12 protein-coding genes and 1 pseudogene are annotated in these 13,310 nt (G+C 46.5%); 11 read left to right on the forward strand and 2 right to left on the reverse strand.

What is annotated here, in order from left to right; translation table 11 throughout:
* Positions 1 to 345: 345 nt before the first annotated feature.
* Positions 346 to 564: a transposase gene (locus ACN0R1_RS18860; RefSeq protein WP_417585681.1), complete on the reverse strand. Its 219-nt coding sequence runs from the start codon at positions 562 to 564 to the stop codon at positions 346 to 348.
* Positions 565 to 783: 219 nt separating this feature from the next.
* Here ACN0R1_RS18860 and ACN0R1_RS18865 point away from each other — a divergent pair, with 219 nt between their 5' ends.
* From ACN0R1_RS18865 to ACN0R1_RS18900, 8 genes and pseudogenes are all read left to right on the forward strand, one after another.
* Positions 784 to 1,347 carry a recombinase family protein gene (locus ACN0R1_RS18865; protein WP_417585683.1) on the forward strand — a complete coding sequence of 188 codons (564 nt, stop codon included), beginning with the start codon at positions 784 to 786 and terminating at the stop codon, positions 1,345 to 1,347.
* Between the two features lie 32 nt (positions 1,348 to 1,379).
* Positions 1,380 to 2,069, forward strand: coding sequence for a tetratricopeptide repeat protein (locus ACN0R1_RS18870; protein WP_417585685.1), 690 nt, complete (start codon positions 1,380 to 1,382; stop codon positions 2,067 to 2,069).
* Positions 2,070 to 2,136: 67 nt separating this feature from the next.
* Complete coding sequence (locus ACN0R1_RS18875) at positions 2,137 to 3,693, forward strand: type I restriction-modification system subunit M (RefSeq protein ID WP_417585687.1); 1,557 nt, start codon at positions 2,137 to 2,139, stop codon at positions 3,691 to 3,693.
* Positions 3,683 to 4,891 carry a restriction endonuclease subunit S gene (locus ACN0R1_RS18880; RefSeq protein ID WP_417585689.1) on the forward strand — a complete coding sequence of 403 codons (1,209 nt, stop codon included), beginning with the start codon at positions 3,683 to 3,685 and terminating at the stop codon, positions 4,889 to 4,891. Before ACN0R1_RS18875 ends, ACN0R1_RS18880 begins: the two co-directional genes overlap by 11 nt.
* Before the next feature lie 44 nt (positions 4,892 to 4,935).
* A complete protein-coding gene (locus tag ACN0R1_RS18885; RefSeq protein ID WP_417585691.1) occupies positions 4,936 to 7,962 on the forward strand; it encodes a type I restriction endonuclease subunit R in 3,027 nt (1,008 codons plus the stop codon).
* A 17-nt stretch (positions 7,963 to 7,979) separates the two neighbouring features.
* A complete protein-coding gene (locus ACN0R1_RS18890) occupies positions 7,980 to 8,678 on the forward strand; it encodes a hypothetical protein (RefSeq protein ID WP_417585692.1) in 699 nt (232 codons plus the stop codon).
* A 199-nt stretch (positions 8,679 to 8,877) separates the two neighbouring features.
* The gene (locus ACN0R1_RS18895) at positions 8,878 to 9,111 is read left to right on the forward strand and encodes a type II toxin-antitoxin system Phd/YefM family antitoxin (RefSeq protein WP_417585694.1); all 234 of its coding nucleotides are present in this window, start codon (positions 8,878 to 8,880) and stop codon (positions 9,109 to 9,111) included.
* Position 9,112: 1 nt separating this feature from the next.
* Positions 9,113 to 9,600: pseudogene (locus ACN0R1_RS18900) on the forward strand (IS256 family transposase); the annotation flags it as partial.
* 308 nt (positions 9,601 to 9,908) lie between these two features.
* On the opposite strand, the gene ACN0R1_RS18905 reads toward ACN0R1_RS18900, so the two are convergent.
* Entirely contained in the window at positions 9,909 to 10,136 is a 228-nt protein-coding gene (locus ACN0R1_RS18905; RefSeq protein WP_417585696.1) for a helix-turn-helix domain-containing protein, read from the reverse strand.
* 90 nt (positions 10,137 to 10,226) lie between these two features.
* On the opposite strand from ACN0R1_RS18905, the gene ACN0R1_RS18910 reads away from it, so the two are divergent.
* The 3 genes from ACN0R1_RS18910 to ACN0R1_RS18920 form a co-directional block, all read left to right on the forward strand.
* Positions 10,227 to 10,844: a hypothetical protein gene (locus ACN0R1_RS18910; RefSeq protein WP_417585698.1), complete on the forward strand. Its 618-nt coding sequence runs from the start codon at positions 10,227 to 10,229 to the stop codon at positions 10,842 to 10,844.
* Positions 10,841 to 12,214: a DEAD/DEAH box helicase gene (locus ACN0R1_RS18915; RefSeq protein WP_417585700.1), complete on the forward strand. Its 1,374-nt coding sequence runs from the start codon at positions 10,841 to 10,843 to the stop codon at positions 12,212 to 12,214. Before ACN0R1_RS18910 ends, ACN0R1_RS18915 begins: the two co-directional genes overlap by 4 nt.
* Before the next feature lie 563 nt (positions 12,215 to 12,777).
* Positions 12,778 to 13,310: nucleotidyltransferase (locus ACN0R1_RS18920; protein WP_417585702.1), on the forward strand; the 533-nt coding region annotated here is incomplete at its 3' end.

Consider the following 13,310-nt stretch of genomic DNA (forward strand, 5'->3'; position numbering starts at 1 on the left):
TTAGGATGTATCATCCAATCTACCCCTTTCGAGGTCTCTTTCAACGCTTTGTTGGACTACACCGCCTGCAGAATCTCGGACGCCTTTCTTCATATAGAAAATTACTTTTTTCGATTGTTGCCACCGCTGCCCGATTAGCAAACAAGGCGATCCTCAGCGTTTACAGCAAACTAACCGATGCTGTGGATCAACACAAGTCTTTGCATTTGGCCCGTCTAAGGTGCCAAATTGTGCAAATACTGTTTCATAGTCCTTGCAGGCTGGTCCATATAGGCCAGCATGACGATTGTTATCCACACCCTCGGCAGGTACATGGTCAAAAAGACGCTTGATTAATTACCGTTGTTATAACCATTGTGTGGTTGCAAACTGTTTTTGATGGTCGAAATAACTGATTTCACCGCGACTGCCCGACCAGCGTTTCAGATGTTTGGGGTCTAGTGGACCGCCTCGGCAATAAGGCGCTAAATAAAGCATCACATCCTTGCCCTGCGCGTAACGTTCTTCAATCCGAACACTCCACGACTTTTTGTACACCCGTTGGCGCAGGCTTAAGAATACCACCGGACTAAGTCCGGTGGTAAAACTAACTCACCCTGCTCAAGAGCTGATTTTAAAAACGCTTGAAGCTTGCCACGATACACCTGTATAGGCACTTTACAGGGTAACAAATAGACCGTTTGTTGGACGCTCCCAATCTCTCCTCAAAAACCTGCAAAATCCTTTGCTTTTACGTTCAACTTTCCGTACAAGTATCTATGAACAGATTAGGTGTACTTAATTATGATTATTGGCTATGCAAGGGTTAGTACACAGGACCAGCATCCAGAGCTGCAACTGGATGCGCTCAACGGGGCGGGTTGCGAACAGATCTATCAAGAAAAAGTCACCGGTAAGCTTAGAGAGCGACCGGAATTGACGCAGTGCCTGCGTACACTTCGCAAGGGCGACACTCTGGTCGTGTGGCGTATGGATCGACTGGCCCGATCACTTAAAGACCTGGTTGGTATTATCGAAGAGCTGCATCAGCGTGAGATTGGGTTCAAGTCACTCAATGAGGCCATCGATACCACCAGTGCCAGTGGAAAATTGATCTTCCATATCTTTGGTGCCTTGGCTGAGTTTGAACACGCCCTGATCATTGAAAGAACAAAGGCCGGCTTAGCCGCTGCAAGGGCAAGAGGTCGAAAGGGTGGACGTAAGCCATCCTTGTCAGAGGCTGATATCAGAAAGGCCGCTGCAATGCTTTCAGATCCGATGATGACCAAGGCTGAGGTTGCTCAGCACTTTAAGGTTAGTAGAACAACACTCAATGCATCGCTTAAGCGTGATGGGTTTATGCACTAAGATTGATTTAACAATCTCATAAGGAAATAGGTATGAAACACAAACTCATTTCGGTTTTTTTACTGGTGGCTTTGCTTATCTCGCCGCTAGCGTACTCATCTGATTTTAGGAAGGGTGTTGATGCTTTTCAAAAAGAGGATTTCCAACAGGCATACCAAGTTTTCAGCTCTCTTGCCAATCAAGGTGATGCTTTAGCACAGTTTACCCTAGGCTTTATGTATGAAAATGGCCAAGGTGTACCACAAAATGATATAGAAGCCGTTCGCTGGTATCATGCAGCCGCTGAGCAGGGTGATGCATTAGCACAGTTAAGCCTAGGTGTTAGGTACACTGAAGGCCGAGGCGTACCACAAAATGATGCAGAAGCCATTCGTTGGTATCGTGCAGCCGCTGAACAGGGTCAGGCTCAAGCACAGATCAACCTAGGTGCTAGGTATATTCAAGGCAAAGGTGTACCACAAAATGATGCAGAAGCCATTCGTTGGTTTCGTGCAGCTGCTGAACAGGGTGATGCTCAGGCACAGTTCAGACTTAGTTCTATGTATTTTATAGGTGGCGGCGTTGTTCAAAATCATGTGCAAGCTCACATGTGGGCAAATATAGCTGCTTCTCAAGGAAATCAGAATGCAGTCAAACTAAGAAATCAGTTAGCAGAGGAAATGACCCCCACCCAAATCCAAGAAGCCCAAAAACTCGCTCAAGAGTGGGTGAATAGCCGCTGATCACCTTCATACCTCTATCTATCAATTAACCCTATTCACCAGTCAGCACAACACTAAGGACGACACGATGTCAGAAGAACAGAAACGCATGTTGCAACAACAACTCTGGGCAATATGTAATCTTCTTAGGGGACGTATATCGGGTGACGACTACCGCGATTACATACTCGGCTTCATCTTCTACAAATTCCTATCAGAACGCCTTTACAGCATTGCTCAAGAAGCACTGGCTGAAGATGGATTGGACTATGCCTTGTTGGATGAAGACAGCGAAGAAAATGCTGAGATCATCGAGGCGATCCGTGAAGAGGCGATTGATACGCTAGGTTATCACTTGATGCCAAGCCAGTTGTTTATGAGTGTTGCGGCACGTATGCAAGGTGATGCCAATGCCTTCATTCTGTCTGATCTGCAAACCGTGTTGAGTGACATTGAGAACAGTACACGCGGTCAGGAATCTGAGGCTGACTTTATCCATCTCTTTGAAGACCTTGACCTGAATTCTACCAAGCTAGGCAAGACTGTTGAGGATCGTAACAAGATCATTAAAGAGATCCTGGTGCGACTCGATGGCATCGACTTCATGATTGACGATGTAGAGGCCGATGTCCTCGGTGATAGCTATGAGTACCTGATCAGTAACTTCGCTTCGGATGCTGGTAAAAAGGCCGGTGAGTTCTATACGCCTCAACGGGTCTCGGAGATTTTGGCGCGTGCCGTGTCACTGGGTAAGGATGAATTGAAGTCCGTCTATGACCCGACCTGTGGTTCCGGTTCCCTGTTGCTACGTGTGGCTAAACAAGTGAAAAAAGTAGGCCGTTTCTTTGGTCAGGAGTACAACCGTACCACCTTCAACTTGGCACGCATGAACATGATTTTGCATGGTGTTCATTACAAGGATTTTGACATCAAGCAGGACTGTACACTGGAGCGCCCTCAGCATCTTGAGCAGCGTTTTGAAGCCATTGTCGCTAATCCACCGTTTAGCTTAGATTGGTCAGCCAATCCGTTGTTTTTAAGTGATGATCGATTCTCGTCTTACGGTAAGTTAGCACCCAAGACTAAGGCTGACATGGCCTTTATTCAACACATGGTGTTCCAGCTAGATGACAACGGAACGGCAGCGGTTGTTGTACCGCATGGGGTGTTGTTCCGTGGGTCCAGTGAAGGGCATATCCGTGAGCACATGATTAAAGAGATGAACGCTTTAGATGCGGTCATTGGCCTACCGGCTAACCTGTTTTTTGGTACCGGTATTCCGGCGGCAATCTTGGTGCTCAAGAAGTGTCGTGAAGACGGTGAGCATGTGTTGTTTATTGATGCCAGTCGTGACTTCGCACCAGGGAAAAACCAGAACACCTTGCGTAACCAAGATGTCGAGAAAATCATTGATACGCTAGAGCAGCGCACCGTCATTGATAAGTACAGCTACCTCGCAACCCTCGATGAGATCAAGGAAAACGATTACAACCTCAATATTCCTCGCTACGTCGATACCTTTGAAGAGGAAGAAGAAATCGACCTTATGGCCGTTCAGTTAGAACGGACTGCCATTGAAGCTGAGATTGCACAACTGAATGAGCAGATGAAGGGGTATCTGAAGGAGTTGGGTTATGTTGCCTGAAAGCTGGGGGGTGATGAGGTTAGACGACATTTCAGAAAAAGTGATGGTTGGTATTGCCAGTGCTGCTACACATGCATATTCAGATAGCGGAATCCGAATGCTGAGAAACCTAAATATTAAAGAGGGGTGGATTGATGACTCGGATATTCTTTACGTAAACTCGAGCTACGAGAAAGCCTTTCGAAACAAGAGGCTCAAGCAAGGCGACATCTTAACCGTCAGGACAGGCTATCCCGGAGTTTCTGCTGTGGTTCCGATGAAATACGAAGGAGCTCAGTGTTTCACTTCTCTCATTACAAGATTAGACCAGCATAAGGCCTTTCCAGATTTTGTATGCCGGTACATCAACTCGGAGTACGGCAAAAAATTCATTACCTCGGGAGAAGCGGGTGGAGCTCAGAAAAACGTTAATGCTGGAATGTTAAAACGGATGGTTATTCCACTCCCGCCCATCCCCGAACAAAAAAAGATCGCCCAGATTCTGAGCACATGGGACAACGTGATTTCAGCCACAGAGCAACTGCTTGAGAACAGTCAACAGCGCAAAAAAGCCTTGATGCAGCAACTCTTGACCGGCAAGAAACGGTTGCCTGGGTTTGAGGGGGAGTGGAACGTAAATAAATTAGAAGCTGTAATGAAAAGAATTTATGGAGGAGGAACGCCACCAAGGGAAGATATATCATGTTGGAATGGTGATTTGCCTTGGGTAACAGTAAAAGACTTGGTTTCAGATAGAATTACAGGTGCTCAAGAGCATATCAGCGATGAAGGTCTAAGAAATAGCGCTGCAAATATAGTAGAAAAAGGCAATGTTATTATTGCAACTAGAATGGCTGTTGGAAGGGTTGTCACTTGCTCAGTCGATGTGGCTATAAATCAAGATTTAAAAGCTATCATACCCAATGAAAAAGCAGTGCCAGATTATATTTTTTATTGGTTTAAGTACAAAGAAAGTGAAATAAGTAAGCTTGGAACAGGTAGTACAGTTAAGGGGATACAGTTGTCTGATTTAAAAAAACTGACTTTTTTAACCCCACCCATATCCGAGCAGAAAAAAATAGCAGAAATCCTAACCACCGCTGACAAAGAAATCGACGCCCTACAAAAGCGCCTTGGCCATCTCAAGCAAGAAAAGAAAGCCTTGATGCAACAACTGCTGACCGGCAAGCGTCGGGTTCAGGTGGATGCAGCGGCGTAACCCATGACACGATAACCAGGGCTCATCTCTGAGGTTGATCAGGGTTGAGCCAAGAACAGGATGATGACAAGGATCTCGAACAGATGAGCACCCAAAGCGAATTGGACATGGAAAAGAAACTCGTTGAGCAGCTGGAGCGCATGGGCTACGAGCGAGTGGAAAAGTGCAACGAAGCTGATCTGGTGAAGAACCTCAAGGTTCAGTTGGAAAAGCATAACCGCATCCAGCTTACCAGTGACGAGTTTGAGCAAATCAAGGACAAGCTGAAAAAGGGTGATGTCTTCGATAAAGCAAGGATGCTGCGCGGTCGCATTGATGTCATTGGCGCTGACGGTATCCCTAAGTACATCGAACTCTTTTCAGTGAAGCACTGGTGCCAGAACCGCTTCCAAGTCGCTCGTCAGGTCACAAACCGTTCAGCCGTTGATCATAGCCGTTACGATGTGACGATTCTGATGAATGGCTTACCCTTGGTTCAGATTGAGTTGAAGGCCAGAGGCTCGGATATCCGGTCAGCCTTCGATCAGATCGACCGTTATCGCAGTAAATCTTATGAGAATAACAGTGGTCTGTTTGGCTTTATCCAGTTGTTCATTATCAGCAATGGGGTGAACACCCGTTACTTCTCGAACAACCAAAAGCTGAACTTCCAATTCACCTTTGAGTGGTCCAACGAGGCCAATGAACGGGTCAACCGTCTGGATGAGTTTGCAGAGTCCTTCATGGAGCGCTGTCATCTCTCGAAGATGATCGCTCGTTACATCGTCCTGCATGAAACCTCACGTAATCTGATGATCCTCAGACCCTATCAGTATTACGCGGTGGAACGCATTCTGGAACGGGTTGGCTACGGTCGTGGGGATGGGTATATCTGGCACACCACTGGATCGGGTAAGACCCTGACCTCCTTTAAGGCCAGTCAGATCCTAAGCCAAGATCCGCATGTCGATAAGGTGCTGTTCGTGGTGGACCGTCGTGATCTGGATTACCAAACCGCACTGGAGTTTAACGCCTTCAGTGCGAACAGCGTGGACACCACCGAGAACACCAAAAAGCTGGTTGAGCAGTTAAACGATGATGCCTGTAAGCTGATCGTCACCACGATTCAGAAGCTCAATGCGGCCATCTCTAAAGCGCAGTTCAAAGACCAGTGTAAGGCTGTGGCCAGTAAGAAAGTGGTGTTCATCTTCGATGAGTGCCACCGTAGCCAGTTTGGTGAAACCCATCACCGGATCTGTGACTTCTTCAGTCATCGACAAATGTTTGGATTTACCGGCACCCCCATTTTTGATGCCAATACTGTCAAAACCAAGTATGGCAACAAGACCACTCGTGACCTGTTTGGTGAGGCACTGCACAAGTACGTGATTACCGATGCCATTAACGATCGCAACGTACTGCGTTTCTCTGTTGAATACCGCGACATGGTGAAGCCTGGTGATGTAGTGGAAATGAATGATGGTAGCCAAATACCCGCCAGTGCGTTGAGTGAAGAGCAGCTTAACCATAAGTCCTTCATCAATGCGCCTCAGCGTGTCGATAAGGTGGTTAGCGATATTCTGGCACTGCATCCATCTAAAACCTTCCAGCGTGAATACACCGCGATGATGTGTGTCAGTAGCGTGGATCTGCTGCGCGTGTACTACGAGTCCTTTAGAAAGCTGCAAGCGGATCTGCCCGAAGAAGAACGGCTGAAAGTCGCCACCATCTTTAGCAGTGGACCGGATGACTCCGATGAGTTTACCGGACTGGAAGACACCAGCGTACCGAGTGTCACCACGCGCAACGTGGATGCCGGTCGTATGGATTTTCTGAAGGCATGTGTATCGGATTATAACGGCCTGTATTCCACGTCTTATGATGCCACAGACAGCAAATCCTTCTATGAGTACTACCAAGACCTTTCAAGGCGCGTGAAACGTAAAGAGGTTGATATCCTACTGGTGGTGAACATGTTCCTGACCGGCTTTGATAGTCCACCTCTGAACACCTTGTACGTGGATAAGAACCTCAGACACCATGGATTGATTCAAGCCTTTTCACGCACCAACCGCATCTATGATGCCAAGAAGTCACACGGCAATATCGTCTGTTACCGTCGCCTGAAAGATGCCACCGATGAAGCCCTGTCGATCTTTGCCAACAGCAACGCCAAAGCGGGTGGAGTGGACGAGGTGATCAGCACCGTGATCATGCAGCCTTACCCTAACCTGGTGGACTCCTTCAGAGAAGAAGTGGCACAACTCAAGGCAATCGCCAAGACACCGGATGCGGTAGATGCACTGGTACAAGAAGAAGATCAGTTAAACTTCTTGGCGAAATTCCGTGATGTCCTGCGGATGCAGAACACCCTGAAAACCTTCAGTGCGTTCCATGAAGACCTTGAAAGTGATGTGCTGGATATCGATGAGCAAACACTACTGGACTATCAGAGTAAGTACCTGGATAAACGTGAAGAGCTCGAAGCCGCTGAGCGTGAGCGCCGGAAGAAGAAACCGACTACAGCAGGTCCAGGCGAAGGGGGTGGCGGCAATGAAGATCCTAATACTGATCAATTCAACTTTGACTTCGACTTCGAAATCGACCTGATCAAACGTGATGAGGTCAATGTGACTTACATCCTACAGTTGATCGAGAAGCTCAAGAAAGGTGAGACCAACCAGAAAACCTACGAACTCACCCGTGACATGATCCTGAATGTCTTACAGACCGATCCAGAGTTGCGTCATAAGAAGCAGCTGTTCCAAGACTTCATCGACACAAAGCTACCCAAGTTGAAGCCAGAAACAGAGGATCAGGTAGAAGGGTTCGTCAAGAAGCAGTTCAACCGCTTCGTGGTCGAGAAACGCAAAGAAGCCATGGCTCAGTCCTGTGAAGAACTCAATGCCGATTTAGAGGGTTTTCAGACACTCTATGAAGAGTACATCTACCGTGACCGGTTACCGGACATCAAAGAACTCCTGTCTGTACTGTCAGTGAAGCCCAAGATCACAGCAAGAAAAGCTATCGCTGAGCAGATGCGTGAGAAAATGGAAGAGTTGGCGTCGGTGTATGAGAGTTCGGAGAGTTAACTACAAGGAGGCTGGTCTTGATTGAGATACTTGAGTGGCTATCAGATAATGGTCAGACTGTTGTGGTTCTGGGTAGTCTAATCAGTGCTATCTCCACGCTAGCAATTGCAGTTCTGACCGTTTTTCTTTGGTGGGAAAATAGAGCGCTAAGAAAAGCCGGATCTGAACCCAATATTGTATCTCATTTTGAAATTCACTCCGGTGGTTCTGGAGCAGTTGATATAAGTCTTTCGAATGTTGGAAAAGGTCCTGCCATTGATGTTTCCTTCACAATTCTTGCTGATCCAGATAATTTCAGAAAATACGATATTAAGATCAGCCATGACAAGGATCGTCCAGCAATTACGTTGATACCTCAAAGTGAAAAATTCACTTTTCACTTTGCTATTGGTTATCATTTGGTATACCCCAAAGGAAGAGACGCTAAGGAAGGCATAGACCCACTTAATCCGTTCACTATAAATGTTAAGTGGAAGAATGCACTTGGTAAGTGTTACTCAAAAAACTACCTGATGGACATCATGCAATTTGATGACTTGCCAGGGATATTTGAAAAGCCTCCTTTGCTAAAAATTGTCGACTCTCTCGACAATATTGGTCAGGAAATTGGTGGTCTAAGAAAGCAAGCTAATGATCTACGAGAGCTAGTCGACACGACTGTCATAAGAGATTGTGCCCTACAAAAAACCATGGGTAATCCAGTTAACAAGTCTTAACGGAGCTTCCAATTTTGAGGTTAAATTGACACCCCATTCTTTTAAATCATCTCAAGGTGCACCTTGTTTCCTCTTCAATCAGTGCATTAACATCAATGCGCCCGAAGGGTGGCCCAACTTTGTCGCGCTTCAAGCTAGTTGAAATATTAGGCGCTAAGTCTATCGTATAGCTATGTCTAGCTAAACTAAGAGAAACGTTATGCAAGTGAATATGCATGAAGCAAAATCCCAGCTATCTAAGCTCGGAAAAAAAGTATGGGAAGGTGAAACGGTAGTCATTGCTAAAGCCGGTAAACCGTATCTTGATCTTGTGCCGCATCGTGAAAATATCACACCTCGCAAACCAGGTCGTTTAACGGGGCAAATTATGATTGCTGAAGACTTCGACAAGATGTCTCTTGATGTTATCGCTGGATTTGAGGGCGAGTTGTGAAAAGGCGATCTATCTGGCCCTGGGCGTCAACCTCGAAGGGCACAAGGAGCTGCTTGGTATGTGGCTCTCGGAGAATGAGGGTGCCAAGTTCTGGCTCGGCGTCCTCACAGAGCTCCAGAATCGAGGTGTGAAGGATATTCTCATTGCCTGCGTGGATGGGCTCAAGGGCTTCCCTGACGCCATCAGTGCGGCATACCCGCAGGCCCAGGTCCAGCTCTGCATTGTTCACATGGTTCGCAATTCAATGAAGTACGTGCCCTGGAAAGACTACAAGGTCGTGACTGCCGATCTGAAGCGCATTTACCAGTCGGTTACGGAAGAAGAGGCGCTGCAAGCGCTGGATGAGTTCGCGGAGCGCTGGGACGCAAAATGCCCCATATCAGCCGCTCCTGGCGCAACCACTGGCCCAATCTGAACACACTATTCCGCTGCCCGCAGGGCATCCGGAAGGCTATCCACACAACCAATGCCATCGAGTCCTTGAATAGTGATACATCTTTACCATCTTGGTTTAAACCAATACTTGGGTAACAGGCAACTGAGCTAATAAAACGTTGGGCTACCTCCAGCACTTCTACTTTTTCACGCAACCCTGAAGCATGTGCCAGGTTGATGGAGACAACTGTTGCTAAAACGGCATTTCCTAGATGTCCTGATTTAATTGCTCATCCTTATGATGTTACATTCATGTTGGCAAACAACTTATACCATATAATAATCATGATGTTATGACGTTAAACGAAAGATATCTTTATGATTGAGGAAGCGCTGATGTACTAAATTTAGTCATATATGCATTAATGTTCGGCGTTTTTAATCTGAGGAAGCAATGACGCAGGTTCACATCCCAAACGTGCAGCTATCTGATACAGCTTTTCTACCGTAATATTGACTTCACCACGCTCTATGCGACCCATATAACTTCGATCCACTCCGCACTCCAGTGCCAGACGATCCTGAGAGACGCAAAGTTCTTTGCGCTTAGCGCGAATGTTAACCCCCAGTTGCGATGCCAGATTGTTCATTACAGCTCCTATAAAAGAGCAGTAATATTTATTTTTGCAGCCTATAATGCCACGGATTATAATCCTCATCTTTAAAAGGGTGGTGTGAGAATGAAAAAATCTGCAGTGACGCTAGATCGGGTTCTTTATCACATTCTTAAAGAAGAGAATGTCGGTTATTTCACAATCATGGAGTTACGCGAGTTTTACCTAAAATATGTAGAGCCCAATGGAGCCTCATTACCGCAGATCAGAATCTACCTTTATGATCAGATTCGTCGCATGATTAATCTTGGATGGGCCGCATATCATGCAGAGCGAAAATCGCGCGGGCAGCGTTTTTTGATAAAAAGGATACCTTCACGCGAAAATCTCAAGCTGGTTGCTCCAAAATTAGGAATGGCTGAGCGTCAAACCGCTGTTAATGAAGCGCTAAGTGACCTTATTGCTCTTGATAGGTCAAATTCTGATACTACGCTGACACATCCTTATAGGAAGGTTACTCGCTCTGCAGCTGAAGCATTGGAGGAGATGCTCAAAGAAGTTCATCTAGATTTCTTGACCGCCCTGGGAGCGACAGAGCGCTTCAAGTTGCTGATTGATGAAATACCTGAATTGAAAGGCGCTCTTGAGCCCGAATTGACGGTAGCCAGAGACAATAGTTCGAGGTTACTGGGCCACATGAACGCTATCGAAGCTGCCTTGCACAAGATTGGAGCGGTTCGATGAGCTTGAGACGCTGGCAATACGAGTGCGTTAACAAAGCGTTGGAACATTTCAACGAAGAGCGTCACTTCTTTTGTCAGGCCACTCCAGGGGCAGGAAAAACCCGTATGGCAGCGGAGTTGGCTTCAAGGCTTTTGGATGATGGACACATAGATATAGTCATTTGTTTTGCACCATCTTGCCAGGTTGTCGAAGGAATCAAGCATACCTTTGAGGCTATCCTGCAAAGGCCTTTTGATGGTCAGATAGGTGCCGCAGGGGTTGCGTTGACGTATCAGTCCATAGAGCATAAAGAAGATTCATTCTGGCGACTTTTCAAGACATTGAGAGTATTTGCTGTATTCGATGAAATCCACCATTGTTCTGGTGGTGACGGTGTTCAAGGAGCAAATATCTGGGGATTGAAGATCATTCAGCAGCTCCAAGATGCAGCGGCACTAACACTAGCAATGTCAGGTACCCCATGGCGTTCAGACGAACACTCAATCGCTCTCGCCAGATACTCAACACCTGAAGGGCGGTTGATTGTTGATTATCAGTATTCGTTAGCAGAAGCCGTTGAAGAAGGGGTTTGTAGAATTCCTAATATCACATTGGTAGACAATACTAAGATTACTATTGAGCAACCGGGTAATACTAACCGCAGTTACACAGGATTTTCTCCCTTGCTCAAACAGTCAGAAGCCACTTTTGAAAGTCTAGTTACTCACGAGGAGCTCAATCTTCAGCTGCTTGATTTATCTAGGCAGAGACTCGATATTGTTCGCAGAACCGTTCCTGATGCTGCGGGCCTTGTTGTAGCGTCTAGCATCGATCATGCTCATCAAATATCAGCACTTCTAATGCGTATGAATGAAAGTTCGGTCGTAGTGACGACTCACCGGACGGATGCCAATGATGTGATTAATGAATTCCGATATGGAACTGCCAAATGGGTTGTTGCCGTTGGGATGATTTCGGAAGGAACGGACATTCCTCGGTTGCAGGTATGCTGTTATCTCAGCCGCATCCGCACAGAAATGTACTTCCGCCAAGTTCTAGGGAGAGTCCTGAGGCGGCGAAGTGGTCTTGACGTTGAAGCTTGGATGTTTATTCTGGCTGAGCCAGAACTGACGAGGTGCGCTCAACGGCTCATGGATGATCTGCCGGAGCACTTGGGTGTCTGCCAACATCTACGGTTCGTTTCTGAACATGGGGGCTTTGCCCTGAGTACCAATGTAGAGTTAAATGCATGGAGTACCATGTCTGCTATAGCTGAGGCGGAATCACCACCAAAAAACCGCTCGGTTTCATTTAGTCAAGATAGTGAAGCCTCGCTTGGAACCTTAGTGATGTCAGGCGTTTTCAGAGAGCGGTTATTGGCTTTTTTTTGAGATAGCTGTGCGCTTTGATTGTGCGGACTCTGTTGGTTATCCATTTTTCATGGATGCACGCTTGCGCAGTTAGCGTGGCTAGCATCTGAATGCCGCTATAGACCTTTAGCTGACATCTCCTGGGGTCAGTAGCCTCCTTTAAGGCATGGATGCAGCTATAACAGGAGAGGCAATTCACCCATAGACAGGAAGTCTCCGTGCAAAATTGGCTTATTTTTGGGGAGCATTGTGATCCACGAGCCTACTTTATAGTGCATGAGCGTTTGAATGCCCTTTTGTTAAGAAAAAAATCGTGCGAAATACAGTATGTAGTATTGAAAAATTAACTTAACACCATATATAGTGTTATTGGGTGTTGAGGTCGGAGGCCTTACAGTGGCAGGCTGGATTCAAAAAATCGTGCGTACCGTTGTAAGGATCATTTATTGATCTTTCAACACCAACTTGATGAGCTTGATGTTAGTGCCGGTACAGCGTGAGTGCTGAAAGGGATTACAAAGACGCTTTTGGCTCAGAAATACAGATTTTACCCGCTGTATTAATTCTGCCTTTTGGAGGGACGCATGACCGTACAACAGGAATTTATTTGCTTTAACGATCGGATCAAGCTGAGTCGCCTCGATGAGGCCTACACTCAAGCACGCACAAAAGACAACAGCATTACATCAGCCATAAAAGAGGCCTTCAAAGAAGAGGGCTACAAGGTCATTGATGACTTCCTTCAAGGTTCTCTTTCTATAGATACCGGCATTCTGAAAAAGGATGGTGATTTTGATATCGATCGTGCTCTTGTGATTGATACGGACGATGCGCCCGATAATCCGGTTGACCCTAAAAAAGTTGTACTACGCGTGCTAGAAAAGCGAGGCTTCAAAAACGCGAAGATTAAAAAACCTTGCATCACTGCGGACTATCTTAGCGAGAATCTTCACATTGACTTCACGGTGTATAGAAGATCAGGAGGATCTGTTTACCAGCTCGCAGTCGGTAAGTATGGTTCAGACGAGCAGAATCGGGAGTGGTCGGATTCTGACCCGAAGGGGCTAAAAATCTGGATCAAGGATAAGAGTAACTACGGAGCGTCATCTGACCTCAA

The organism is Nitrincola sp. (assembly GCF_048264025.1).
Lineage (GTDB): Bacteria > Pseudomonadota > Gammaproteobacteria > Pseudomonadales > Balneatricaceae > Nitrincola.

Excerpts from the sequence above, each read along its gene's own strand:
- ACN0R1_RS18915 (WP_417585700.1), top strand. The coding sequence starts at position 10,841 with ATGAGCTTGAGACGCTGGCAATACGAGTGCGTTAACAAAGCGTTGGAA.
- ACN0R1_RS18875 (WP_417585687.1), top strand. The coding sequence starts at position 2,137 with ATGTCAGAAGAACAGAAACGCATGTTGCAACAACAACTCTGGGCAATA.
- ACN0R1_RS18905 (WP_417585696.1), bottom strand. The coding sequence starts at position 10,136 with ATGAACAATCTGGCATCGCAACTGGGGGTTAACATTCGCGCTAAGCGC.
- ACN0R1_RS18870 (WP_417585685.1), top strand. The coding sequence starts at position 1,380 with ATGAAACACAAACTCATTTCGGTTTTTTTACTGGTGGCTTTGCTTATC.
- ACN0R1_RS18910 (WP_417585698.1), top strand. The coding sequence starts at position 10,227 with ATGAAAAAATCTGCAGTGACGCTAGATCGGGTTCTTTATCACATTCTT.
- ACN0R1_RS18880 (WP_417585689.1), top strand. The coding sequence starts at position 3,683 with ATGTTGCCTGAAAGCTGGGGGGTGATGAGGTTAGACGACATTTCAGAA.
- ACN0R1_RS18895 (WP_417585694.1), top strand. The coding sequence starts at position 8,878 with ATGCAAGTGAATATGCATGAAGCAAAATCCCAGCTATCTAAGCTCGGA.
- ACN0R1_RS18865 (WP_417585683.1), top strand. The coding sequence starts at position 784 with ATGATTATTGGCTATGCAAGGGTTAGTACACAGGACCAGCATCCAGAG.